Source organism: Kribbella sancticallisti (assembly GCF_039530625.1).
Classification (GTDB): domain Bacteria; phylum Actinomycetota; class Actinomycetes; order Propionibacteriales; family Kribbellaceae; genus Kribbella; species Kribbella sancticallisti.
This window is the reverse complement of the sequence record NZ_BAAAOS010000068.1, coordinates 33,763-56,675: the sequence shown is the minus strand read 5'-3', so window position 1 is coordinate 56,675 and position 22,913 is coordinate 33,763. Positions and strand designations below refer to the sequence as shown.

At 69.3% G+C, this 22,913-nt stretch carries 22 protein-coding genes; 9 read left to right on the top strand and 13 right to left on the bottom strand.

Annotated elements, in window-relative coordinates:
• The first annotated feature begins 40 nt into the window (after positions 1-40).
• On the top strand, positions 41-1,879 hold the full coding sequence (locus ABD255_RS41780; RefSeq protein WP_344222408.1) for an ABC-F family ATP-binding cassette domain-containing protein: 1,839 nt from the start codon (positions 41-43) through the stop codon (positions 1,877-1,879).
• 427 nt (positions 1,880-2,306) lie between these two features.
• Here the strand turns inward: ABD255_RS41780 and ABD255_RS41775 are convergent, their stop codons facing one another.
• Positions 2,307-2,804, bottom strand: coding sequence for a MarR family winged helix-turn-helix transcriptional regulator (locus ABD255_RS41775; protein ID WP_344222407.1), 498 nt, complete (start codon positions 2,802-2,804; stop codon positions 2,307-2,309).
• A gap of 95 nt (positions 2,805-2,899) precedes the next feature.
• Here ABD255_RS41775 and ABD255_RS41770 point away from each other — a divergent pair, with 95 nt between their 5' ends.
• Both ABD255_RS41770 and ABD255_RS41765 read left to right on the top strand, forming a co-directional pair.
• A complete protein-coding gene (locus ABD255_RS41770) occupies positions 2,900-3,688 on the top strand; it encodes a methyltransferase domain-containing protein (RefSeq protein WP_344222406.1) in 789 nt (262 codons plus the stop codon).
• A complete protein-coding gene (locus ABD255_RS41765) occupies positions 3,688-4,035 on the top strand; it encodes a VOC family protein (RefSeq protein ID WP_344222405.1) in 348 nt (115 codons plus the stop codon). Before ABD255_RS41770 ends, ABD255_RS41765 begins: the two co-directional genes overlap by 1 nt.
• Before the next feature lies 1 nt (position 4,036).
• On the opposite strand, the gene ABD255_RS41760 is transcribed toward ABD255_RS41765, so the two are convergent.
• From ABD255_RS41760 to ABD255_RS41730, 7 genes are all read right to left on the bottom strand, one after another.
• On the bottom strand, positions 4,037-6,493 hold the full coding sequence (locus ABD255_RS41760) for an ABC transporter permease (RefSeq protein WP_344222404.1): 2,457 nt from the start codon (positions 6,491-6,493) through the stop codon (positions 4,037-4,039).
• Between the two features lie 3 nt (positions 6,494-6,496).
• Positions 6,497-7,276, bottom strand: coding sequence for an ABC transporter ATP-binding protein (locus tag ABD255_RS41755; RefSeq protein WP_344222403.1), 780 nt, complete (start codon positions 7,274-7,276; stop codon positions 6,497-6,499).
• A gap of 116 nt (positions 7,277-7,392) precedes the next feature.
• A complete protein-coding gene (locus ABD255_RS41750) occupies positions 7,393-7,818 on the bottom strand; it encodes a hypothetical protein (RefSeq protein ID WP_344222402.1) in 426 nt (141 codons plus the stop codon).
• Positions 7,818-8,507: a response regulator gene (locus ABD255_RS41745; RefSeq protein WP_344222401.1), complete on the bottom strand. Its 690-nt coding sequence runs from the start codon at positions 8,505-8,507 to the stop codon at positions 7,818-7,820. The genes ABD255_RS41750 and ABD255_RS41745 overlap by 1 nt, the downstream gene beginning before the upstream one ends.
• Complete coding sequence (locus ABD255_RS41740; protein WP_344222400.1) at positions 8,504-9,703, bottom strand: sensor histidine kinase; 1,200 nt, start codon at positions 9,701-9,703, stop codon at positions 8,504-8,506. The genes ABD255_RS41745 and ABD255_RS41740 overlap by 4 nt, the downstream gene beginning before the upstream one ends.
• Before the next feature lie 122 nt (positions 9,704-9,825).
• A complete protein-coding gene (locus ABD255_RS41735) occupies positions 9,826-10,467 on the bottom strand; it encodes a TetR/AcrR family transcriptional regulator (protein ID WP_344222399.1) in 642 nt (213 codons plus the stop codon).
• A 63-nt stretch (positions 10,468-10,530) separates the two neighbouring features.
• Positions 10,531-11,526 (bottom strand): acyl-CoA desaturase, encoded by a 996-nt coding sequence (locus tag ABD255_RS41730; protein ID WP_344222398.1) that lies wholly within the window; start codon positions 11,524-11,526, stop codon positions 10,531-10,533.
• Positions 11,527-11,883: 357 nt separating this feature from the next.
• On the opposite strand from ABD255_RS41730, the gene ABD255_RS41725 reads away from it, so the two are divergent.
• From ABD255_RS41725 to ABD255_RS41715, 3 genes are all read left to right on the top strand, one after another.
• Positions 11,884-13,098 carry a hypothetical protein gene (locus ABD255_RS41725; protein WP_344222397.1) on the top strand — a complete coding sequence of 405 codons (1,215 nt, stop codon included), beginning with the start codon at positions 11,884-11,886 and terminating at the stop codon, positions 13,096-13,098.
• A 96-nt stretch (positions 13,099-13,194) separates the two neighbouring features.
• A complete protein-coding gene (glmU, locus tag ABD255_RS41720; protein WP_344222396.1) occupies positions 13,195-14,802 on the top strand; it encodes a bifunctional UDP-N-acetylglucosamine diphosphorylase/glucosamine-1-phosphate N-acetyltransferase GlmU in 1,608 nt (535 codons plus the stop codon).
• Positions 14,799-15,779 carry a ribose-phosphate diphosphokinase gene (locus tag ABD255_RS41715; RefSeq protein WP_344222395.1) on the top strand — a complete coding sequence of 327 codons (981 nt, stop codon included), beginning with the start codon at positions 14,799-14,801 and terminating at the stop codon, positions 15,777-15,779. Before glmU ends, ABD255_RS41715 begins: the two co-directional genes overlap by 4 nt.
• 15 nt (positions 15,780-15,794) lie before the next feature.
• Here the strand turns inward: ABD255_RS41715 and ABD255_RS41710 are convergent, their stop codons facing one another.
• Entirely contained in the window at positions 15,795-16,448 is a 654-nt protein-coding gene (locus ABD255_RS41710) for a hypothetical protein (protein WP_344222394.1), read from the bottom strand.
• Between the two features lie 140 nt (positions 16,449-16,588).
• Between ABD255_RS41710 and ABD255_RS41705 the strand changes: the two genes are divergently transcribed.
• The 3 genes from ABD255_RS41705 to ABD255_RS41695 are packed head-to-tail and all read left to right on the top strand — an operon-like array spanning position 16,589 to position 19,976.
• Entirely contained in the window at positions 16,589-18,556 is a 1,968-nt protein-coding gene (locus ABD255_RS41705; protein ID WP_344222393.1) for a sensor histidine kinase, read from the top strand.
• Entirely contained in the window at positions 18,544-19,176 is a 633-nt protein-coding gene (locus ABD255_RS41700) for a response regulator transcription factor (RefSeq protein WP_344222392.1), read from the top strand. The genes ABD255_RS41705 and ABD255_RS41700 overlap by 13 nt, the downstream gene beginning before the upstream one ends.
• Before the next feature lie 23 nt (positions 19,177-19,199).
• Positions 19,200-19,976 carry a DUF1932 domain-containing protein gene (locus ABD255_RS41695; RefSeq protein ID WP_344222391.1) on the top strand — a complete coding sequence of 259 codons (777 nt, stop codon included), beginning with the start codon at positions 19,200-19,202 and terminating at the stop codon, positions 19,974-19,976.
• Here the strand turns inward: ABD255_RS41695 and ABD255_RS41690 are convergent.
• The 4 genes from ABD255_RS41690 to ABD255_RS41675 form a co-directional block, all read right to left on the bottom strand.
• Positions 19,961-20,650: a hypothetical protein gene (locus ABD255_RS41690; RefSeq protein ID WP_344222390.1), complete on the bottom strand. Its 690-nt coding sequence runs from the start codon at positions 20,648-20,650 to the stop codon at positions 19,961-19,963. The genes ABD255_RS41695 and ABD255_RS41690 overlap by 16 nt on opposite strands.
• A 9-nt stretch (positions 20,651-20,659) precedes the next feature.
• Positions 20,660-21,523 (bottom strand): cobalamin-binding protein, encoded by an 864-nt coding sequence (locus tag ABD255_RS41685; RefSeq protein WP_344222389.1) that lies wholly within the window; start codon positions 21,521-21,523, stop codon positions 20,660-20,662.
• 85 nt (positions 21,524-21,608) lie between these two features.
• Positions 21,609-22,247, bottom strand: a complete 639-nt coding sequence (locus tag ABD255_RS41680) for a choice-of-anchor M domain-containing protein (protein ID WP_344222388.1) — start codon at positions 22,245-22,247, stop codon at positions 21,609-21,611.
• On the bottom strand, positions 22,244-22,888 hold the full coding sequence (locus ABD255_RS41675) for a choice-of-anchor M domain-containing protein (protein ID WP_344222387.1): 645 nt from the start codon (positions 22,886-22,888) through the stop codon (positions 22,244-22,246). The genes ABD255_RS41680 and ABD255_RS41675 overlap by 4 nt, the downstream gene beginning before the upstream one ends.
• Between the last annotated feature and the right edge of the window lie 25 nt (positions 22,889-22,913).

The following is a 22,913-nucleotide window of genomic DNA, read 5'->3' as shown; positions in this document are numbered from 1 at the left end:
TAACGCAACTTCCGACACGGGGCACTAGGCTTGACCCGATATGGCCGCCACCCCTGCACCCAACCTCGTCAATCTGGAAGCCGTTTCCAAGGGCTTCGGAACCCGGACCCTTCTCGACGGGGTCAGTCTCGGCGTCGGCCGGGGCGAGCGGATCGGGGTGGTCGGGCGCAACGGCGACGGCAAGTCCACCCTGTTGCGGCTGCTCGCCGGCCGGGAGGAGGCGGACACCGGCCGGATCACCCAGAACCGCGACCTGCGGCTCGGGTACCTCGGCCAGAGCGACGACCTGGACCCGGCGGATACGGTCGCTCACGCAGTGCTCGGTGGAGCCGAGACCTACACCTGGGCCGCCGATCCGCGTGCGCGTGGAGTGATGGAACACCTGCTGGGCGGGGTCGATCACGAGGCAATGGTCGGCACGTTGAGCGGTGGTGAGCGGCGCCGGGTCTCGCTGGCGAAGCTGTTGCTGACCGAGGTCGACCTGCTGATCCTCGACGAGCCGACCAACCACCTCGACATCGAGGCGGTCAACTGGCTGGCGCAGCACGTCGTCGACCATGCCGGCGCCCTCATCGTCGTCACCCACGACCGGTGGTTCCTCGACGCGGTCTGCACCGAGACCTGGGAGGTCCAGGGCGGCAGGGTCAGCTCGTACGACGGCGGGTACGCCGCGTACGTACTGGCCAAGGCCGAGCGGTCGCGCAACGAGCAGGTGGTCGAGGGCAAGCGGCAGAACCTGATGAAGAAGGAGCTCGCCTGGCTGCGCCGGGGAGCGCCCGCGCGGACCTCGAAGCCGAAGTTCCGGATCGAGGCGGCCAACGTCCTGATCGAGAACGAGCCGGCACCCCGCGACAAGCTCGCCCTCGCCCAGCTGGCCACCTCGCGGCTCGGCAAGGACGTCTTCGACGCCGAGGACGTGACGCTGCGCTTCGGCGACCGGGTGATGCTGAACCACGTCACCTTCCGGCTCGGCCCCGCCGACCGGATCGGGCTGCTCGGGCCGAACGGCGCCGGCAAGACCACCTTCCTCAAGATCCTCACCGGCCTGCTCGCACCGGACACGGGCAAGGTCAAGCAGGGCAAGACGGTCCGGATCGCGAACCTCTCGCAGACGCTGGAGGACCTGGACGGCTCGGTGACGGTGCTCGCGCACATCACCGACATCCGCCGTACCGCGGCGCTGGCCGGCCGGGGCGGCGAGATGACCTCGTCGCAGCTGCTCGAACGCTTCGGCTTCACCGGCGACAAGCTGACCACCCGGATCAACGACCTGTCCGGCGGTGAGCGGCGCCGGCTGCAGTTGCTGCGGATCCTGCTGGACGAGCCGAACGTACTGATCCTCGACGAGCCGACCAACGACCTGGACGTCGAGACGCTGACGGTGCTCGAGGACTTCCTCGACAATTGGCCGGGCGTCGTCGTGGTCGTCACCCACGACCGGTACTTCCTGGAGCGGGTCAGCGACATGGTCTACGCGATCATGGGCGACGGCGCCGTCCGCCACCTGCCCCGCGGCGTGGACCAGTACCTGGACGAACTGGCCGCCGGTACTCCGGTGCGCCGCCTCGCCTCCTCCCCCGTCCCCGACGCGGCGACTGCAGACTCGCCGAGCGGGACCCCGACCGCGACCGGAAGCGACAGCCCGGCGGAGCCCGTCGTGGACGCGGCGGCCGCCCGGGCGGCGAAGAAGGAGCTCAACCGGATCGAGCGGCAGATCGCCAAGCTGACCGAGACCGAGACGAAGCTGCACGACCAGTTGGCCGCCAACGCCAGCAACTACGAGCGGCTCGCCGAGCTCGACACGGAACTGCGCAAGTTGGCCGAGGAACGCGGTGAACTCGAAACCGCCTGGTTCGAGGCGGCCGAGCGGGCCGAATAGCCCCTCGCGGTAATTCCCGGCGCTTCGCAGAATGTATACATGATCAAATCCTGCGCGCCTGCTGAGTCGCGGTACACCCTCCTATCCCCTGTGATTGGGAGGGTGTACCGCGACTTCCGGGCGAGCGGGTCCCGGGCCGGCCGGCGTTGTCCGAGCCCCGAGCCCCGGACACCTGCGACCGGCTTCGGCGGACCACCTCTAGCCGCCGAAGTCACCGGATTTTGAGCGTTGTGTAGTTGATCGAGCACCGATGGTGAGGAGACTAGTTGGGCACTCGCTCACTGTCGACAGTCGTCGGCTACAGCAATCTCTCGATCACGTTGCAACTAGCAACGAATGATCACTGGATAAAGTGACGCGCCCGTCTTTTCGGATTATTCCGACACAATTCCCGAGCGGGTTGGTTGATGTTTGTACAAATACCGGATCAGTGTTTTTCCTGATCGAACGGGCCGACCAGTTCCCGCAGTACCCGGGCGATCTTGGCCTGGTCGCGCTCGCTGATCGAGCCGAGCAGGGTCCGCTCGTGGGCGAGCAGGTCGGCCATCGCCGCGTCGACCGAATCGCGCCCGGCGTCGGTGAGTTGGACGAGCACGCCGCGCCGGTCGGCCGGGTCTGGCAGTCGCTCGACCAGGCCGCGGGCGGCGAGTCGGTCGACCCGGTTCGTCATCGTGCCGGAGGTCACCAGGGTCTCCTTGAGGAGCCGCCCGGGGGAGAGTTGGTAGGGCTTGCCGGCCCGGCGCAGGGCGGCCAGCACATCGAACTCCCAGGACTCCAGGCCGTGTGCCTCGAAGGCCTGGCTGCGGGCGCGGTCGAGGTGCCTGGCCAGCCGGCTGACCCGCGACAGCACCTCCATCGGTGCCACGTCGAGGTCCGGCCGTTCCCGGCGCCAGGCCTCGATCAGCCGGTCGACCTCGTCTCTCATACGTCGAGACTATGTCATCAAGACTCTTGACATCAAGACAACTCGCGGGCGTAAAGTATCTCGACATCAAGAGATCCCCACGGAAGGGCGCCACCATGCGGACCTCACCGGTCTGGAACCCCGAGCAGTACGGCAAGTACGCCGGCGAACGCGCCCGCCCGTTCGCCGACCTGGTCAACCGCGTCGGCGCGGCCGATGACGTGCTGGAAGTTGTCGACCTTGGGTGTGGGCCCGGGAACCTCACTGCCTCGTTGGTCGAGCGGTGGCCCGGTGCGAGGGTGCACGGGGTGGACAGTTCGGTCGAGATGATCGAGGCGGCTCAGCCGCTGGCCTCGGAGCGGTTGAGCTTCGAGGTGGGAGATCTGCGCGAGTGGACCGCGCCGCCGGAGTCGATCGACGTGATCGTCACCAACGCGACGCTGCAGTGGATCCCGGAGCAACTCGACCTGCTCCCCGGCTTCGTCCGCGCGCTCAAGCCCGGTGGCTGGCTCGCGATCCAGATCCCCGGCAACGGCAACGCGCCGTCGCACGCCATCCTGCGCGAACTCGCCGGCACCGACCCGTACGCCGAGTACGCGGCCGGCGCGTCCCTGCGAGCGGACGTGCCGGGTCCGGCGGAGTGCGTGGCCGCGCTTAGTGCCGAAGGGTGTTCGGTGGACGCCTGGGAGACGACGTACTGCCACATCCTGCAAGGGGACAACGCCGTGCTCGAGTGGGTGAAGGGGACTGGCGCCCGGCCGGTTCTGCAGTCCTTGCCGGACGACCTGCGCGCACGCTTCGAAGCGGAGTACGGTGCTCGCCTTGCGGAGGCATACCCGCAGCAGTCCTACGGCACCTTGCTGCCGTTCCGCCGGATCTTCGCTGTTGCTCAGAAGGAGAGCTGATGAGACTCGACCACGTTCAGGTGTCCTGCCCGCCCGGCGGGGAGGAGGTGGCTCGTGCGTTCTACCGCGACGCGCTCGGGATGACCGAACTGGAGAAGCCGCCGCTGCTCGCGGCCCGGGGTGGCTGCTGGTTCAAGGACGGCACGGCCGAGGTGCACGTCGGCGTCGAGAAGGACTTCAAGCCGGCCCTGAAGGCACACCCGGCGCTCGCAGTCGACGACCTCGACGCCATGGCGGATTCCCTGGCAGCCAAGGGGTATCCGGTCAGCTGGGACAACGACACGATCCCGGGCCGCCGGCGGTTTCACACCGCCGACGGCCACGGGAATCGGGTCGAGATCGTCTGACTTACTCCGTGGCGAGCGCCCCGGCCGGTGCGACCTTCGCGGCGCGCCGGGCGGGGAGCACCGAGGCGAGCAGACCCGCCACCGCCGCGACCAGGGCGATCGTGACGAGCAGCCGGCCCGGTACGGCGTACCGGATGCCGGTGTCGACCTGGGCGCCCATCAGTGCGGCCGTTCCGGTCCAGCCGTAGATCAGGCCGAGCGTGATCCCGAGGCCGGCCGCGACGAGTGCCATCAGCAACGACTCGACCGCGAGCATGCCGCGCAGTTGACGGCGGGTCAGGCCCATCGCCCGGAGCAGGGCGTTCTCCCGGGTCCGCTCCAGCACCGACAGGCTGAGCGTGTTGCCGACGCCGACCAGCGCGATCAGGACCGAGACTCCAAGCAGCCCGACCGCCACGATCAGCAGGACGTCGAAGACCTTGGTGTACGAGGTGCGCTCGGCCAGCCCGCCGGACACGCTCAGCGCCTTCACGGTCGGGAGGGATTGCTGCACCGCGTCCAGTACCTCGGAGCCGTCGGCCTTCGGGTCGGAGTCGAGCCAGAAGCCGCTGATCGCCGCGTTCGGCGCCAGCTTGCTCAGATCGGTCTGGGTGATGGTGACCGGATCCAGCCCGGTCGCCTTGACCGCCGTCAGCGTGAGCTTGTTCTTCCCGGACATGATCGTGATGGTCGACCCGTCCTTCAGCTCGAGCATGCTCATCGTGCTCGGGTCGAGCAACGCTGTGCCGGGCTTCAGTTGGGCGAGCAGCGCCGGGCTGTGCACCACGGCCGGCGCCGAGGCCTGGTCGATGCCGGTGACGGTCAGTTCGTTCTGGCCCGCCTTCACCTCCACGCTGCGGACGGGGACCACCTCGGTGATGCCCTTGATGTCCTGCAGTTGCCTGGCCGCGTTGGCCGGGAGCTTCTCGTTGTAGGTGGTGAGGGTCAGGTCGACCGGGAACTCGCTGTCCATCGTGACGTCGAACGTCTTGCGCACCGAGGCGATCCCGACGCAGGTCAGGCTGATCAGCGTGACCCCGATCAGCAGCGCGGACGTGGTCGCCGCGGTCCGCTTCGGGTTCCGGACCGCGTTGGCGACCGCGATCCGGGCCGGCACCCCGCTGCGGGCCGGCAACCTGCCGAGCAGCTTGACCAGGGCGGGGACGAGCAGCGTACCGATCGCCAGTACGCCGAGGAAGGAGATCGTGCCGCCCGCGACTCCGATGATGACCTGGTTTGTCAGCGCGCTCGTGGTGAGCAGGAGCCCGCCACCGGCGAGCAGCAGGAAGCCGAGGACCAGACGCAGTACGCCTGCCTTCGACGCGGCGGCCGGAGCCGCTTCCGGCCGGAGCGCGGCCAGCGGAGCGACCCGCGTCGCCCGCCGAGCCGGTACTACGGCCGCCACGATCGTCGCGATCGTGCCGAGCAGGAGCGGCAGGAACACCGAGGCCAGGCTCAGGTGCAGGTCGATCGGGGGCAGACCCCAGTCGAAGTTCCGCGCCAGGGTCAGGCCGATCGCGGACAGCGCGACGCCGAAGACCACGCCGATCGCGGAGGCGACCACCCCCACCACGGAGGCCTCGGCCAGCACGGAGGAGAACACCTGGCGGCGGGAGGCGCCGACGCAGCGCAGCAACGCCATCTCCCGGGTCCGCTGGGCGATCACGATGGTGAAGGTGTTGGCGATCACCAGACAGGCGACGAACAGCGCGATCACGGCGAACATGCCGAACACGCCGCCGAGTACGTCGACGCCGTTCGTGTAGGCCCGCAGTTCGTGCACGATCCAGTCCTCACCGGTGTAGACGGCCAGGCCGCTGCCGACGGCACCGGTGATCGCGGTGGCCAGGGCTTCCTGGGTGACGCCGGGAGCGCCGGCCGCCTTGATGTCGTTGATGTAGGCGTCGGGCTCGAACGTGTGCACGGTCTCGGCGGTCGCCACGGCGTCCGCGGTACCGAGGGAGGTGCCGTCGTCGAGGACGCCGACGATCGTCGTGTTCCAGGTCTTTTCGTTGTAGGACGTGACTTTGAGCTGCTGGCCGACGGCGAGCTTGTACTCCTCCACCAGCTTGGCCGGGAGCGCGATCTCGTTCTTTGCCCCCGGCAACCGACCCGACTTGGTGCTGGGGCCGGCGATCTCAGAGGTTTCGTACCGGGCGGCGATCACGAGGTACTCCGGCCGGACCTTCCCGGGCCAGGCGACCTGCATGTAGGCCGCGGTGTCGACGATCACCGAGGAGACCTGCGGCAGCTTGCTGACCTTGTTGTAGTCGGCCGGGGTGACGGAGTTCTTGTCCGAGGTGACCACCGCGTCGACACCGGCGTTCTGCTTGCCGATGGTCTCGTCGATGGCCTTCGAGGCGGAGGCGTGCACGGTCATCGCCAGGGTGCCGAAGCCGACCCCCAGTACGATCGCCAGACAGGCGGCGACCAGGCGGCCCAGGTGGGCGCGCAGCGAGGAAAGGATGGAACGTCGCACGGGTCAGGCCCCCAGCTGCCGCAGCGCGCCGAGCACGGACTCCGGCGTCGGGTCGTGCAGCTCGCCCGCGAGCTTGCCGTCGGCAAGCATCACGACGCGGTCGGCGTACGACGCCGCCAGCGGGTCGTGGGTCACCATCACGACCGTCTGGCCGAACTCACGGACCGAGCGGCGCAGGAAGCCGAGCACCTCGGCGCCGGAACGCGAGTCCAGGTTGCCGGTCGGCTCGTCGGCGAAGACCACCTCGGGCCGGCCGACCAGCGCGCGGGCCACGGCGACCCGCTGCTGCTGACCACCCGACAACTCCGACGGGCGGTGGGTCAGCCGGTCCTCCAGCCCGAGAACATCGATCAGCGTGCTCATCCACTGCTGGTCGGGCTTGCGGCCGCCCAGCTCCAGCGGCAGCAGGATGTTGTCCTTGGCCGACAGCATCGGCAGCAGGTTGAAGGATTGGAAGACGAAGCCGATCCGGTCCCGGCGAATCTTGGTCAGCTCCGCGTCCGGCAGCCGGGTCAGCTCGGTCTCGCCGAGCAGCACCTGGCCGGCGGTGGGTGTGTCCAGCCCGGCCAGGCAGTGCATCAGAGTCGACTTGCCCGAACCCGACGGGCCCATGATCGCGGTGAACCGCCCGACCCCGAAGTCGACGGAGACCCCGTCGAGAGCGGCGACCGCGGTGTCACCGTGGCCGTAGACCTTGCGCAACTCGTGGGCGCGGATCGCAGTACGGTCGCCGGAGTCCTGCGGCAAACGGCCGAGTGGGAGCTCGCCGGTCTGGATGGTCATCGTTCTCCTCGAAGTGCCGGGGGCGAGACGTTCTCGCCCACACTCCGAAAAGTAGTGATCGGCGGCCGCGGAATAGTCGGACCAGGGAATGGACTCCGCCTACGACCTGGGTCGTACTACGGCCGGAAAGTCCTTGCCCACTCAGTGATCTGGTACGCCGCGCTGTCCGGTTGCGGCGGATCTCCACTCAACTCGGTCGACGTACTCTTCGGCTGCAGCAGGCCGTAGCGGACGACCGTCCCGTCCCGCCGATGGATCTCCAGCCAGCTGCGGCCGCTGAAGAACCCCCAGTCGAACACAGCGAAGTCCACGTCCTCGCGCGGGATCCGGGTGGGACTGAAGGGGTAGTGCAGGACGAGTTCGGTGTCCGTGATGCTGACACCTGTGGAGCGGTCGAAGGCGAGCAGCGCGAGGATGGGGACGATCGCCAGGGCGAACTCCCAGTGGAAGAAGGACGCGACGACGGCGGCGACCAAAAGCAGGCCGACGAAGGGGATGATGAACCGGCTGCGGCCCCAGCGGCGGAGTACCGGGTCCGCCATCAGCGGGGTGCTTTGACGAGACCGGTCTCGTAGCCGAGGACGACGAGGGCGACGCGGTCGCGCAGACCCGTCTTGGCCAGGATCCGGCCGATGTGGGTTTTGACCGTTGCCTCGGACAACGTGAAGAGGGTGGCGATCTCGGTGTTCGACAGGCCGCGGGCGACCTCGACCAGGACCTCGCGCTCGCGGGCGGTCAGGTCGCCCAGGTCGGGGCGCTCCTGCTCCCCGTCCGGCAGCGAGCCGGCGAAGTGTTCGAGCAGCCGCCGGGTCGTGCTGGGGGAGACGACCGCGTCGCCGGAGTGGACCTGCCGGATCGCGGACAGCAGGTCGGCCGGCGGGGTGTTCTTGAGCAGGAAGCCGGCCGCGCCGGCCTTGATCGCGGCGAACGCGTACTCGTCCAGATCGAACGTGGTCAGCACGATCACCCTGGGGGCCTGAGGCAACGACTGGAGCTGCCGGGTCGCCTCGACGCCGTCCAGCCGGGGCATCCGGACGTCCATCAGCACCACGTCGCTCGCGGTCACCTGGAGCTTCTCCAGCGCCTCGCCGCCGTCACCGGCCTGACCGACCACTCGCATGTCCGGCTGCGAGTCCACCAGCATGGTGAAGCCGGCCCGGACCAGTTCCTGGTCGTCGACGAGGAAGACGCGGATCACGCCGTCGTCCGGCCGGGTGCTGTCGTCGGTCACTGATTTCCTCCAGCTGGCAGGTTGTACGGGAGCCTGGCGATCACCTCGTAGCCGCCGCCCGCCTTCGGTCCGGCGTTCACCGTACCGCCGGAGATCGACGCGCGTTGCCGCATCCCGACCAGGCCGTGACCCGGGTCGTTGCTCGGCGCGACACCGGCTCCGCGGCCGTCGTCGGTGACCACCACGGTCAGCATCTCGCGACCGAAGTCCAGTTCGACGCAGGTCCGTGCCCCCGGCCCGGCGTGTTTCAGCGTGTTGGTCAGCCCCTCCTGCACGATCCGGTACGCCGTCAGTCCCAGCAGCGCGGGGAGATCGCGCGGCGTCCCGGTCACCTGGTAGTCCACGGTGAGCCCGGCCTGGCGGACGTTCTCGATCAGCTCGGGCAGGGACGAGATGCCGGGCTGCGGGCGCGGCTGGTCCGGATCCAGGTCCGGCTGGACGTCCTGCTTGAGCAGGCCGAGCATCTTGCGCATCTCGGTCAGCGAGGCGCGGCCGGTGTCGCCGATCGTGGCCAGCGCCTTCTTGGCCTGCTCGGGCGACGCGTCGGCGGCGTACAGGCCTCCGTCGGCCTGGACGATCATGATCGACAGGCCGTGCGCGACCACGTCGTGGATCTCCCGGGCGATCCGGGTCCGCTCGTTCGACACGGCCAGTTTGGCCTCGCGATCGCGGTCCCGTTCCAGTTGAGCCGCCCGTTCCTCGAGTTGAGCGACGTACAGGCCTCTGGTCCGGCGGCGCTCGCCGATCGCCCAGACGCCGAACACCAGCGCGCCGAGCGCCACCATCATGGTGATCTGCTGGCGCCAGTCGGAACTGCTGTAGTAGCGAGCCGTCGCCATCAGCACGCCGAGCCCGCCGACGCCCAGGGCGATCCGGCTGTACTTGACCTCGCCGTACACGGAGATCGCGTAGAGCGCGACGAGCAGGCCGACGTTGCCGGCCATCAGGTTGGCGCCGCTGAGCCATTGCAGGACAGCGACCGAGGAGACGGCGAAGAAGACCAGTTCGGGGTGGGTGCGCCGCCAGACCAGCGGCGCCAGCATGCCTACGCCGAGGACGCCGGCGACGCCTTCCTGGGCCAGGGAGAAGAGGCCGAAGAACAGGGTGAGCGCGCCCGCGAGCAGCAGGTCGAACGCCTTGCTGCGCTGGCTGACCTGTCGCCGGGGCGCCAGGATTCCGGACATGGTCCCCGTCATGTGGGCCAGGCTACGGTGGAATCCGGCCGGTTTGGTCATGCCACGGGCGGATGTCGCCGTCCTACCGCGGTCTCACGCTGTACTGCGATCCGTCGCCGTACCGCGGTCTCGTCGGGCGCAGGTTACTTGTGCGGGCGGGTGGAGAGGGTGGGCTTGGCCTCGAGGCCGGACAGCCCGTTCCAGGCCAGGTTGACCAGGTGGGCCGCCACGTCGGTCTTCTTCGGCCGGCGCACGTCCAGCCACCACTGCCCGGTCAGCGCGACCATGCCGACCAGCATCTGCGCGTACATCGGCGCGTTCTTCGGGTCCAGGCTGCGGCGCTTGAACTCCTCGGCCAGGATGTGCTCGACCCGGGTGGCGACGTCGCTGAGGATCGAGATGAACGACCCGCTGGAGGAACCGACGGGGGAGTCCCGGACCAGGATCCGGAACCCGTCGGAGGAGTTCTCGATGTAGTCGAGCAGAGCCAGGGCCGCCTGCTCCACCAGTTCGTGCGCGCGGCCGGCGGTGAGCGACGCGGTCACGGTGTCGAGCAGTTTGCGGACCTCTCGGTCCACGACGACGGCGTACAGGCCTTCCTTGCCGCCGAAGTGCTCGTACACGACCGGCTTGGACACCTCGGCGCGGGATGCGATCTCCTCGACCGACGTGGCCTCATAGCCCTTCTCGGCGAACAGGCCGCGGGCGATGACGATCAGTTGCTCGCGGCGCTCGGCACTGGTCATCCGGATCCGGGTCGTGCGCCGCGGCTTGGGGTCAGTCACTTCGGGATCACGTCAGCATCATGCCGTAGACAGAGGGTTAGGCGTGGGAGATTTACGGCCCGCTCAGGCTGCCGCTCGGTCGGCGGCGGTCACCCGCCTGGCGTCGAGACGTTCCTGGACCGGCCAGCGGACGTCGCTGACCCAGCCCATCTTCTCGAAGAACCAGATGCACCGGGCGGAGGTGTCCAGTTGCCCCTTCAGTACTCCGTGCCGCGCGCAGGTCGGGTCGGAGTGGTGCAGGTTGTGCCACGACTCGCCCTGGCTCAGGATCGCCAGCCACCAGACGTTGCCGGACTTGTCCCGGCTCTTGAACGGGCGGTCGCCGATGGTGTGGCAGATCGAGTTGATCGACCAGGTGACGTGGTGCAGGAGCGCGATCCGGACCAGGCTGGCCCAGAAGAAGGCGGTCAGCGCACCCTCGATCGACCAGGACCACAGGCCGCCGATGAGGGCCGGCGCGAGCAGCGAGAAGAGCACCAGCGCCGGGAACATCCGGGACACCCGGACGATGTCCCTGTCCTTCAGCAGGTCCGGCGCGTACTGCCGCTGCGGGGTCTGCTCGGTGTCGAAGAGCCAGCCGATGTGCGCGTGCAGGAAGCCCTTGGTCAGCGCGCCGAGACTGGTGCCGTACTTCCACGGGCTGTGCGGGTCGCCGTCGCGGTCGGAGAACTTGTGGTGCTTGCGGTGGTCGGCCACCCAGCGGACCACCGGGCCCTCGATCGCGAGCGAGCCGGCGATGGCCAGCGCGTACTTCATCGGCCGGTTCGGCTTGAACGACTTGTGCGTGAAGAACCGGTGGAAGCCGATCGAGATGCCGTGCCCGGAGATCGTGTAGAAGACGACCGCGAGGACGATGTCGCGCCAGCCCAGGAACCCGCCCCAGGCGATCGGCACCGCAGCGAGCACGGCGAGGAAGGGGATCCCGATGAACAAGGCCAGAGCGACCTGTTCCCAGACCCGCTTCTGCTCACCCCCGAGCGTTCCGGTGTCGACTGCGAACTCGTCGGCCTGCTGGGCGCCGGCGGGCGCCTCCGGTGTGGCTACGGCGGGTGGGGTCATGGCTGTAATCCCTCGTGGTGGAGGACGGGCTTACCTACGCCACCGTAACCTACGCCCCCGTAGGTAAGGAACCCCAAGCGTGTCGCGCACCCCCTCCATGGCACACTGTTCCGGCGTAGAACCGCGATCCCCCGTGGGGTAATCGGCAGCCCGCGAGACTTTGAATCTCGAAGATCTGGATCGAAACCAGGCGGGGGAGCAACGCGAAACCCCGGTTCGGAAGGTTCCGAGCCGGGGTTTCGTCATGCCGGCTGGCATGATTTGTGGGTGCTTGAGAGGGTGTGGGGCTGGGTGCGCGGGGTGGATTGGACGGACGCGCGGGGGTGGGTGGTGAGGGCGTGGCCGGAGTTTTGGCCGGTGGGGACGGCCGTGGTGGTTGTGGTGGGGAGTTTGTGGGTTGGGGTGACGCCGGCCGCGGGGGAGTTGCGGTTGACGGCTGAGGTGTTGCACGGGGTGCAAGCGCGGCCGGCGGCGGGAGTGGATCCGCGGGTTGCGGCGGCTGTGGATGAGAGTTTGGCCCGGCGGGCGGCGGCGGTGCGGGCGGGGGACCTGGAGGGGTTTCTGGCGGATGTGACGCCGCGGCTGAAGCCGGATCAGACCGTGCTGTTCCAGAATCTGCGGGCGCTGGGGATGACGGTGGCTTATCAGCGGGCGGAACGGTGGGACCGGTATGCGCCTGGGGCCGTCACGTTCCGGGTGAGCATGCGGTACGTCGTCGGCGGCAGCGGGCTCGCGGAGGCCGCGACCGACGTTGGTTACACGTACTCCGTGGCCGACGGCCGGGCCGTTCTCGTCGACGACACAGGACTGGACCAGGAGATCGGGTCCAACCGGCAGCCCTGGGACTTCGGCCCGATCGAGGTACTCCGGCGCCCGGCCGTGGTGGTCGTCGTGAACAAAGGCCACCGCGCCCTCGCCCGCCACCTGGCCGACGAGGCCATCAACTCCGCGCGCGTGATCCGCAAGATCTGGCCCGGCCAACTCCAGCCCGTCCCGCTCATCGTCGCTCTGCGTGAACCCCAGGTGCTGACCGATCTCCCCTCGACCCTGCCCGGCGTCGAGTCCGCCACGGTCCGGTCGATGCTCAGCCCGGAAGCGGGCGCGGTCCAGCCGGCCGGTGGCTGGGTGGTGATCCGCCCCGGCGTCCAGAACACCTTCGGCCCGGCCCAGATGGCGCACGTCCTGATGCACCTGCTCCCCGTCCGCCTCGGCGACGGTGCGCCACGCTGGCTGGCGGAGGGCATGGCGGAGTACGCCGGTAAGCAGGCGCTGGTGGCCGCGGGGAAGCGCCGGGAGGTCGCCAGGCAGCGGGTGGAGATCGCCAGGCGGAGCCTCTGGGACCTGCGGCGGCTCCCGCCGGACGCCGAGTTCACGGCCGGTGACACCTATGGGATCAGCTGGCTCGCGGTCGAGCAGTTGGTGGCGAAAGCGGGCCTCGAGAAGGTCGCGGAGTACTACCGGCAGGTCGCCCGGCGCGGGTCCGACGAGGCCTCGCGGGAACGTTTGCTGACCGAGTACACCGGGGTCACCGAGGCTCAGTTGGTGGAGTCCCTGCGAGAGCTCGCGAACTGAGCAAGTAGGCTTGCGCGGGCACCATTACGAGTGCCCTGAGAGTCGCACTGACAGAAGTTCCACCCGAACTCGCCGGGAACTCGAGGAGAACACCGCGTGACTTCCCACCGTCCTGCGGCGGTCATCATCATGGCCGCCGGCCAGGGGACCCGGATGAAATCCGCGACCCCCAAGGTTCTGCACGAGATCGGCGGGCGCAGTCTCGTCGGGCACGCGGTGGTCGCCGCCCGTGCACTCGCGCCCGAGCATCTCGTCGTCGTGGTCGGCACCGGCCGGGAGCAGGTCGAGGCCCATCTGGCCACGGTCGACCCGGACGTGCGGACCGCCGTCCAGGAGCAGCAGCTGGGCACGGGCGACGCCGTCCGCTCCGGGCTCACAGCCGTACCGGACGACTTCGACGGCACCGTCATCGTCACGTCGGGTGACGTCCCGCTGCTCAAGTCGGACACGCTGAAGGAGCTCGTCGGCGAGCACGAGGCGCGCGGCAACGCGGTCACCGTGCTGACCGCACGGGTGCCCGACCCGACCGGCTACGGCCGGATCGTCCCGTCCGACGACGGCAGCGTCGCGGGCATCGTCGAGCACAAGGACGCGACGCCCGAGCAGCGCGAGATCGACGAGATCAACGCCGGCATCTACGCCTTCGACGCGGCCACGCTGCGGGACGGCCTGAGCCGGCTCACCACCGACAACGCGCAGGGCGAGCTGTACCTGACCGACGTGCTGGCGATCGCCAAGAGCGACGGCAAGCGGGTCGGCGCGTACGTCACCGAGGACGCGATGCAGACCGAGGGGGTGAACGACCGGGTCCAGCTGGCCGCGCTGCGTGCCGAGCTGAACCGCCGCACCCTCGACACCCTGATGCGGGCCGGCGTCACCGTCGTCGACCCGAACACCACCTGGGTCGACTCGACCGTCACCCTCGAGCGCGACGTCACGCTGCTGCCGAACACCCAGCTGCACGGCGCGACCACGGTCGCCACCGGCGCGACGATCGGGCCGGACACCACGCTGACCGACATCCAGGTCGGCGAGGGCGCGACGATCATCCGCTGCCACGGCTCCAGCGCGGTCATCGGCGCGGGGGCGTCGGTCGGCCCGTTCGCGTACTTGCGGCCCGGTACGACGCTGGGCGTGAAGGGCAAGATCGGCACCTTCGTCGAGACCAAGAACACCGCGATCGGTGACGGGGCGAAGGTTCCGCACCTGACCTACGCGGGGGACGCCACGATCGGCGAGGGCGCCAACGTCGGCGCCGGCACGATCTTCGCCAACTACGACGGTGTCAAGAAGCACCACAGCACCGTCGGCAGGCATGTCTTCATCGGCAGCAACTCGGTCCTGGTCGCTCCGGCGAACATCGCCGACGGCGCGTACATCGCGGCCGGTACTGCGCTCAGCGACGCCGTCGGGCCGGGCGAGATGGCGGTGGCCCGCGGCAAGCAACGCAACATCGCCGGGTGGGTCGCCCGCAAGCGGGCCGGCACGAAGACGGCCAAGGCCGCCGAAGAGGCGCTCGCCGCGACCGAAGCGGCGAACGCCGAGGCTGGTCCGGCAGACGCCGGCGCTGGTGCGGCGAACGCTGGTGCGGTGGACGCCGGGCCTGGTGCGGTAGATGCCGGAGGCACTTCAGCCGCCGGGGCTGCGCCGGGCGGGTTGCCGGGTGACACTGGCGACAAGGACCAACGGGAGGCACGGCCATGAGTGGGATGAAGCGGACCACCGAGAAGAACCTGATGGTGTTCTCCGGCCGGGCGCACCCCGCGCTGGCCGAGCAGGTCGCCGAGGAACTCGGGGCCGGGCTGGTGCCGACGTCGGCATACGACTTCGCCAACGGCGAGATCTACGTCCGGTTCGAGGAGTCGGTCCGGGGCAGCGACGCGTTCGTGATCCAGAGCCACACCTCGCCGATCAACGAGTGGATCATGGAGCAGTTGATCATGGTCGACGCGCTGAAGCGGGCGTCGGCCAAGCGGATCACCGTGGTGCTGCCGTTCTACGGCTACGCCCGGCAGGACAAGAAGCACCGCGGCCGGGAGCCGATCTCGGCCCGGCTGATGGCGGACCTGTTCAAGACCGCCGGCGCGAACCGGCTGATCTGCGTCGATCTGCACACCTCGCAGATCCAGGGCTTCTTCGACGGCCCGGTGGACCACCTGATGGCGCTGCCGATCCTGAGCGACTACGTCCGGGACAAGTACGGCGACCAGCAACTGGCCGTGGTCTCCCCGGACGCCGGCCGGATCAAGGTGGCCGAGCAGTGGTCGGCCCGGCTGAACAACGCGCCGCTGGCCTTCATCCACAAGACCCGCGACATCGAGCGGCCGAACGAGACCGTCGCCAACCGCGTCGTCGGTGAGGTCAAAGGCCGGGTCTGCATCCTGGTCGACGACATGATCGACACCGGCGGCACGATCTGCAAGGCGGCCGACGCGCTGATGGCCGAGGGCGCCGCGGGCGTGGTGATCGCCGCGACGCACGCGATCCTGTCCGGCCCGGCCGTGGACCGGCTGAAGAACTGCCAGGCCAGCGAGGTGATCGTCACCAACACGCTGCCGATCCCCGAGGAACGCCAGTTCGACAAGCTGAACGTGCTCACCATCGCCCCGCTGATCAGCCAGGCCATCCGCGAGGTCTTCGAGGACGGCTCGGTCACCAAGCTGTTCGACGGCCGCGCCTAGTTCCGGCACGAGGCACTAGCTCAGCCGGCGCCACGCGTAGTACGCCGTACCGAGGCCGGCGGCGGTCATCGGTACGGCGGTGATCAGTCCGGCCACACCGTTGCCGGGCACCACGAACGTCGCCACGCTCGTCAGCCAGAACAGCGGGATCCAGCGCGGTACGGCGTGCGAGCGCCACAGGCCGGCCGCCTGGATGACGGTGCCCAGGGCAACGAGCAGCGCGCCGGGGATCGTCACCTCGAACAGGTGGGCCTGGTCGGCGTTGATCCGCTCGATCACGCCCGGGTCCACGCCGGGTGCGGTGGCGAAGTAATACGCGGCGGCCCAGCCGGCCCCGCCGACGGCGTACAGGGCGGTGCCGATCCACATCATGACGGCGCCCGTGGTCGCCCAGGCGGCGCCGCGGCCGCGGACCAGCAGGACGGTCAGCAGGGCCTGTGCGGGCACGTTGAAGATCAGCAGTGAGCTGAGCGTCACCAGCAGTCCCCACCACAGGTCGCGGACCGGTTGGATGTCGGCGTAGGAGTAGGTCTCGCCGCCTCCGGCCGGCTCGGGCCACAGCAACCCGCCGGGCAGCGCGGCAAGTGAGGTCAGAGCGAGGGCGACGGCGACAAAGCCGACCCGGCGCCGAGTGACGGAACTGGTGCGAACCAGGGTTTCGGTGGACATCACTGATACCTCCTGAGCGGTTTGACCTGACCAACTCAGGACACCCCGGCGGACCGTGCCGGCACATCGGAGCGGGCGCGGAGATCGATCTCCGTGCTGACTCGGAACCGCGCCGCCTGGTTCGGACTTACTCTGACGACATGCGGTGGCCGCGGTCGGCTACGTTCGGCACCCTCTTGCTCGTTCTGACGATGCTGGCGGGCAGCCTCTGGCTGCTGCTGACCTCATCCACCGGGCAGCACACCGCGCGCAACTTCGCCGTACTCGGTGGCATCAGTACTGCGATCGCCGTGCTAGGCCTGATGATCAGCCGCAAGGTCCCGGGCAACCTGGTCGGGTTCCTCCTGGCCTGGACTGGCGCGGTGGCGATGTTCCTGGCTGCCCGGGACGTCTACTACAACGCCGCGATCGCCAATCCGGGCGAGCTGCCCCTGGACACTCGGCTGGTAGCCCTGCTGGATGAGAGTGGCTGGTGGTTGGCGATCGCCGTGGCGCTGGTCCTGCTGCACTTCCCGAACGGGCGGTTGCCGAGCAGCCGCTGGCGCGTGGTCTCGATCAGCCTGCTGGTGCTCGGAGTTGCTCAGCAGGCCTTTGGGGCCGTGGCGACAACTTCGTTCCTGGAGCCACTGCAAGAGCTGCCCAGGCCATTCGGCCCGCCGCCAGGTCCGGTGCGAGTTGTTGGCGAAGCTGCCTTCTGGCTGATGATCGGCCTGCTGCTGGCTGCGGGCGTCTCGCTCTTCGTACGGTTCCGGCGTTCCACCGGCCGGACCAGAGCGCAACTGAAGTGGTTGTCGCTGGCAGGTCTGGCCGCGGTGCTCTACCCGTTCGTGTGCCTCACCGAGATTCTCCTGGCCGGCGAGACCGGGCTGGTCGCGACAGTCTTCGGCCTGGTCACTCTGATCGCGCTGCCCGCGTCGATAGCGGTCGCCATGCTTCGGCACGACCTGTACGACGTGGACCGGGTGATCGCGGACACCGTCACCTACGGGATCGTGATGGTGGCTCTTCTCGGCACCTTTGCGGTGACCGCTCTGACTCTCGGCTTGTTCCTGGGCAAGGGATCGGCAGCCGCCGCAGCGGCCGCCACGGCCGTCTGCGCGGTGATGCTTGCCCCGCTGCGAGCACGACTGCAGCGCCTGGTCGACCGGCGGCTCTACCCACCACGCCGAGCTGCGATGCTGGCCATCGAGGACCTCCAGCGCCGCATCCATACCGAGCAGGCGCAGCCCGAAGAGCTGGAGAAGTCCCTCCGTACGGCGCTGCGGGATCCCACCCTGCGGGTCGGTCTGCTGGTCCCAGGGGCCTCGGGGTTCATCGATGCCACCGGACGGCCGGTCGGGACCAGTGGAGCTGTGCCGGTCATGCTCGGCGGAGCACAGATCGGGCTGCTGGCCGGCGCCAGCGGTCCCGCCGTACTGCGGGCTGTCGCGACCGGGGCGGCGAGTCTGGTCGAGGTCACCAGGTTGCGGGCGGAACTGGCCGGAGCGCTGCGCGAGGTCGAAGCCAGCCGGGCGCGGCTCGTTCAGGCCGGTGACGAGGAACGGCGACGGCTGGAGCGGGACCTGCACGACGGTGCCCAGCAGCGGCTGGTCTCGCTGGGGATGGCGATGCGGCTGGCGCAGCGGCATCTCGACGACGGCACGGTCGACGTGAACGGCCTGCTCGACCAGGGCGTGGCCGAGCTGTCCACGGCGATCGCCGAGCTCCGCCAGATCGCCCACGGCCTGCGCCCGACCAGCCTCGACGACGGCTTGGACGCGGCCCTCAGGGCGATCACCCGGACACTGCCGATCCCGGTCCGGCTGCAGATCGCCCCCGGCGACCTCCCGGACGACTTGGCCACCACGGCGTACTTCGTCGCGGCCGAGGCGGTCACCAACGCGGCGAAGTACTCCCAAGCCACCTCGATCGACGTCGAGGTGGCGCAGTCCGCTGTGGATGTCCGAATCCGGGTGGAGGACGACGGGTGCGGTGGCGCGATGCCCAGGCCCGGTTCGGGGTTGAGCGGGCTGGTCGATCGGGTGGCCGCGGTCGGTGGCTCGCTGTCGATGCACAGCCCCGCCGGCCGGGGAACGACCATCGAGGCGGTGCTGCCGTGCGGATCGTGATCGGTGAGGACTCGGCGCTCTTCCGCGAAGGGCTCGCGCGGCTTCTGGACGATGCTGGGCACGAGGTCGTCGGCCGGGCGAGCGACGCCGAGAGCCTGCTGACCGTGGTGGACCAGACCGAGCCGGACCTGGCCGTGATCGACATCCGGATGCCTCCCGACCACACCGACGACGGCGCGCGGGCTGCCCGGCGGATCAGGGCGAGCTATCCCGCGATGGGAATCGTGCTGCTGTCCCAGCACCTGGAGACCCGGCACTCGGTCGAGTTGGTCAGCTCCGGCGGGTTCGGCTATCTCCTCAAGGACCGGGTGCTGGACGTGGACCAGTTCTTGGAGGCGCTGACCAGGGTCGCGGCGGGCGGGTCCGCCCTGGACCCCGAGGTGGTCGGCCGGCTGCTGGGACGACCGGATCGGCTCTCGGCGCTGACGCCGCGGGAGCGGGAAGTGCTCGCGCTGATGGCCGAGGGCTGTACGAACTCCGGCATCGGCCGTCGGTTGTGGCTCAACGAACGCACCGTGGAGACCCACGTCGGCAGCATCATGGCCAAGCTCGGCCTGGTGTCGAACGCCGAGGACCACCGCCGGGTGCTCGCGGTACTGGTTTATCTTGGTCAGCACTAGCCGCTCGAGGATCGGATGTGCTGATGCGGATCGCCGTCTTCCATCCGGGCGCGATGGGGTCTCAGCTCGCAGCCCAACTGGTTGCCGCAGGCCACGAAGTACGGTGGGTGCCGGAGGGGCGCGGTGAGGCGTCCGTGACCAGGGCCGAGGCCGCGGGCCTGATCGGTACTGCGTTCGCCGACGCGGTCGGGTCCGCCGAGGCAGTGCTCTGTTCGTGTGCTCCGCAGGGTGCGGTGGGCGTCGCCGAGCAGGTGGGGGCGGCGGGATTCGGTGGGATCTACATCGAGGCCAATCCGCTGTCGCCGAAGTCTTTGCAGGCAGCTCAGGCGGCCTTGCCCACCGCGACGTTCGTGGATGCCGGAGTGGTCGGGCCACCTCCGAAGGGTGGCCCGAGTCCGACGCATCTGATGCTCTCGGGTTCGGCGGCGCAGCAGGCCGCCGACCTCTGGGCGGGCACTGCCGTCACCCCGATGGTCGTCGGCGATCAGGTCGGCGCCGCCAGCGCGGCCAAGTCCTCCTATGCCCTTTACAACAAGGGGAAGGCGGCGCTCGCAGTACTGGCGTTCGAGTTGGCCGCGAAGCACGGTGTCACCGACGCGCTGACTGCCCAGCAGGTCCGCCCCGACGCAGGCTCCCTGAAGGACCCCGAGTTGCCCGAGAACCTCAGGAGCGTGGCCTGGCGCTGGGGACCCGAGTTCGACGAACTCGCGGAAACCCTCGACGAGGCCGGCCTCGAAGGCGACGCCGCCCGGGCGCTGCGCCAGGTCTGGACCAAGCTCAGCGGTCAGGCCGGCCAGTAGGCAGGCCGGCCGTAGTCGCGCAGGACGAAGGGTGGGATGAGTTCGATCAGCCGGGACATCGCCTCGAGGCGGGCGACCACGTCGGGGATCAGGTACGGGCCGGTGCCCCAGGAGACCAGGGCGTTGCCGGCGAACTGCCATTCCAGCCCGGGGTTGTACAGCATCCACTCCATCATCCGTGGGTGCAGCACGGCCGAGGCGTAGCGGTCGTCGGCGCAGCCGATCCGGAACCTCTCGTTGAACGCGTGGCTCTCCAGTTCCAGGTCGCGGCCGGCCAGGAACCGCTTGGCGCCCGAGTCCTTGGTCAGCGTCAACGGAGGCAGCGCGACCGGCAGGTTCAGTGCGACCGCGTGGACGTGATGCGTGGTGGACGTGGTCTGGCCGTTGGCGCCGGTGCTGCTCGTCGTGTAGCTGTAGTCGAGCGCGCACATCCCGCGACCGCGGAAGTCGCCCGCGATCATCTCGCCGGCCCGGCCGCGCTGGTACAGCTTGGCGACCACCTCGGCCAGCCACGGGTTCGGCGGCACCGGATGCCACCCGTGCCGCGACGCGTCGTACCAGCGCTTCTGCAGGAACGCCTTGCGCCGCTTGCCGGCGCTGACGCCCACCACGACCGCCAGCGCGACGAACGCGGCGACAAGCACCACCATGAACAGGAAGACGGCTTCGAACACCCCCGCAACCTAGCTGAGCCGACGGGCCACCAAGGGGTCGACAGGGCCGTCGTGCAGTAGACCGGCGAGTGCTTCGACGCCGTCCACGAGCCGCGGTCCAGGCCGGGCGAAGCATCCGTTGGCGTCGACAGCCCAGACCGGTACTCCGCCGGGCAGCACCCCGCTGTCGAGCAGGTCCTGAGTCAGCGAACTCGCGCCGTCGAGGTCGAATCCGCACGGCGCGGACACGATCACCTCGGGCCGCGCCGCCGCGATCGCGGGCCAGGTGGTCCGCACCGAGCGCACGCCCGCCGTACCGAGCACGTTCTGGCCGCCGGCGTACTCGACCATCTCGGGGATCCAGTGCCCCGGCGCGTACGGCGGATCGGTCCACTCCAGCAGCATCACCCGGGTGTCGCCCTGGATCCGGACCTTCGCCAGCCGCTTGCGCAGCGTCTCCACCAGTTTCTGGCCGGAGCGCCCGACCGCCGCGCCGATCTGCTCGATCGAGTCGAACACCTCGTCCAGGTCGTGCGGATCGGTCGTCACCACCTCCGCCTCGCAGCCCAGGTACGACAGCGCCTCCTCGACCCCTTCCACGTCGATCGCGCAGACGGTGCAGAGGTCCTGGGTGATGACGAGATCCGGGTCGAGGTCGAGCAGGGCGCCGCGGTCCAGCCGGTACAGGTCCTCGCCGGCCGCGGCCCTGGCGCGGACGGCGGCGTCGACCTCGGCCGGGGTGAGACCTTCGGGCAGGTTCGAGGTCGAGACGATCCGCCGGGTCCTGGCCTCGGCCGGGTAGTCGCACTCGAAGGTGACGCCGAGGACGTCCGGCCCGGCCCCGAGAGCGAAGCAGATCTCGGTGGCGGAGGGCAGCAGGGAGACGATCCTCATAGCTCGACAGTACGACGGAATCGGTCGCCGCGGGCCGACGTGGAGGTGCGGCGCCACACCTCCACGACGACGCTCTAGCGACTGGTTACGGCTGGACGGTGAAGGTGTAGCTCTTCTGTCCGGTGCTGACGGCAGCACCGGCGGCCGTAGTACCGGTGACTTCGAAGACGACGGTGTAGGTGCCGGCGGCCTCGAAAGCCCAGTTGGCGTGGGCGTGCGAGTTGATGGCGATCGTCCTGGTGTCGGGCAGCCCGTTGCCGCTGTCGAACCAGATGGTCGGGGTGCCGAGTGAGCTGGTGGTGTAGACGCTCACCTGCGCCGGACCGGTGACCGAGACCAGCTTCACGCCGACGCTGTTGCCCTGCAGCGCGCCGCTGGGCACACCCTCGGTGTTGAAGCCCGGCCAGACGATGGAGCTCACCTGCGTCTGCGGCAGGATCCACACTGCGGACCCCGGCGCACCCAGGAACGAGTACGCCGACCCTGACGGCACTGTCGTCCTACTGGCCGACACAGCATTCAGTACTACGTCCGCCGGGTTGCGGTCGACGGCCGGGTTCACCGTGCCGTCCCGGAGGTCGAGCGTGAGCGCAGAGCCGGTCCAGTCCACGTCCACCGCGTCCACGTGACCCTGGGAGATCGTGGTGAGCGCGTGAGCGGGGGAGACCGAGAGAAGCGTGATCAGCGCGGCCGTAGCCGCACCTGCCAGCACCCGGGCCTTCACTGGCCGACCTTGAAGCAGTAGGTGGCTACGGCCGAGGTGACTCGCTTGCCTGTGGCTGCCAGCGTTCCGCTGACCCGCACCTTCACTTGATAGCTTCCGGCGGCCTCGAACGCCCAGTTGGCATGCAGGTGGCTGCCGGCGGAGGTGTTGATCCGGTCCGGCAGGCCGTTGCCGCTGTCGGCCAGGACGGTCGGAGCACCGAACGCGTCGGTGGTGAAGATGCTGACGTCGGCTGGGCCGCTGACGCCGACGATGTCGACCTTGAGGGCGTCGCCGGTGAACACCCCGGACTCGATCTCCTCGGCGCCGATGCCGGGCCAGAGCAGCTCGGGGTCCTGCACCTGGGGCAGCACCCAGGCGCGGGCGCCCGCAGTACCGAGGAAGCTGTACGCCGGGTCGGCGGGGACGGCGATCTCCGCGCCGGGCTTGGCGACCAGTTGGACCTCGGAGGGCGCATACTCGGTGGCGGACTCCTCGTCGTGCACGTGCACGTCGAAGGCGCCGTTCTCGAACGCGATGCCGATCACGTCGACATGTCCGGAGTCGAGGACGACCCGGGAACTGGCTTCGGCCGGAAGGCTGAAACCGGACAACGCGAGCACTGCCACGACGGGCAACGCCACGCGATGGGATCTGCGCATGACTTTCCTTTCACAGTTGGGCGGA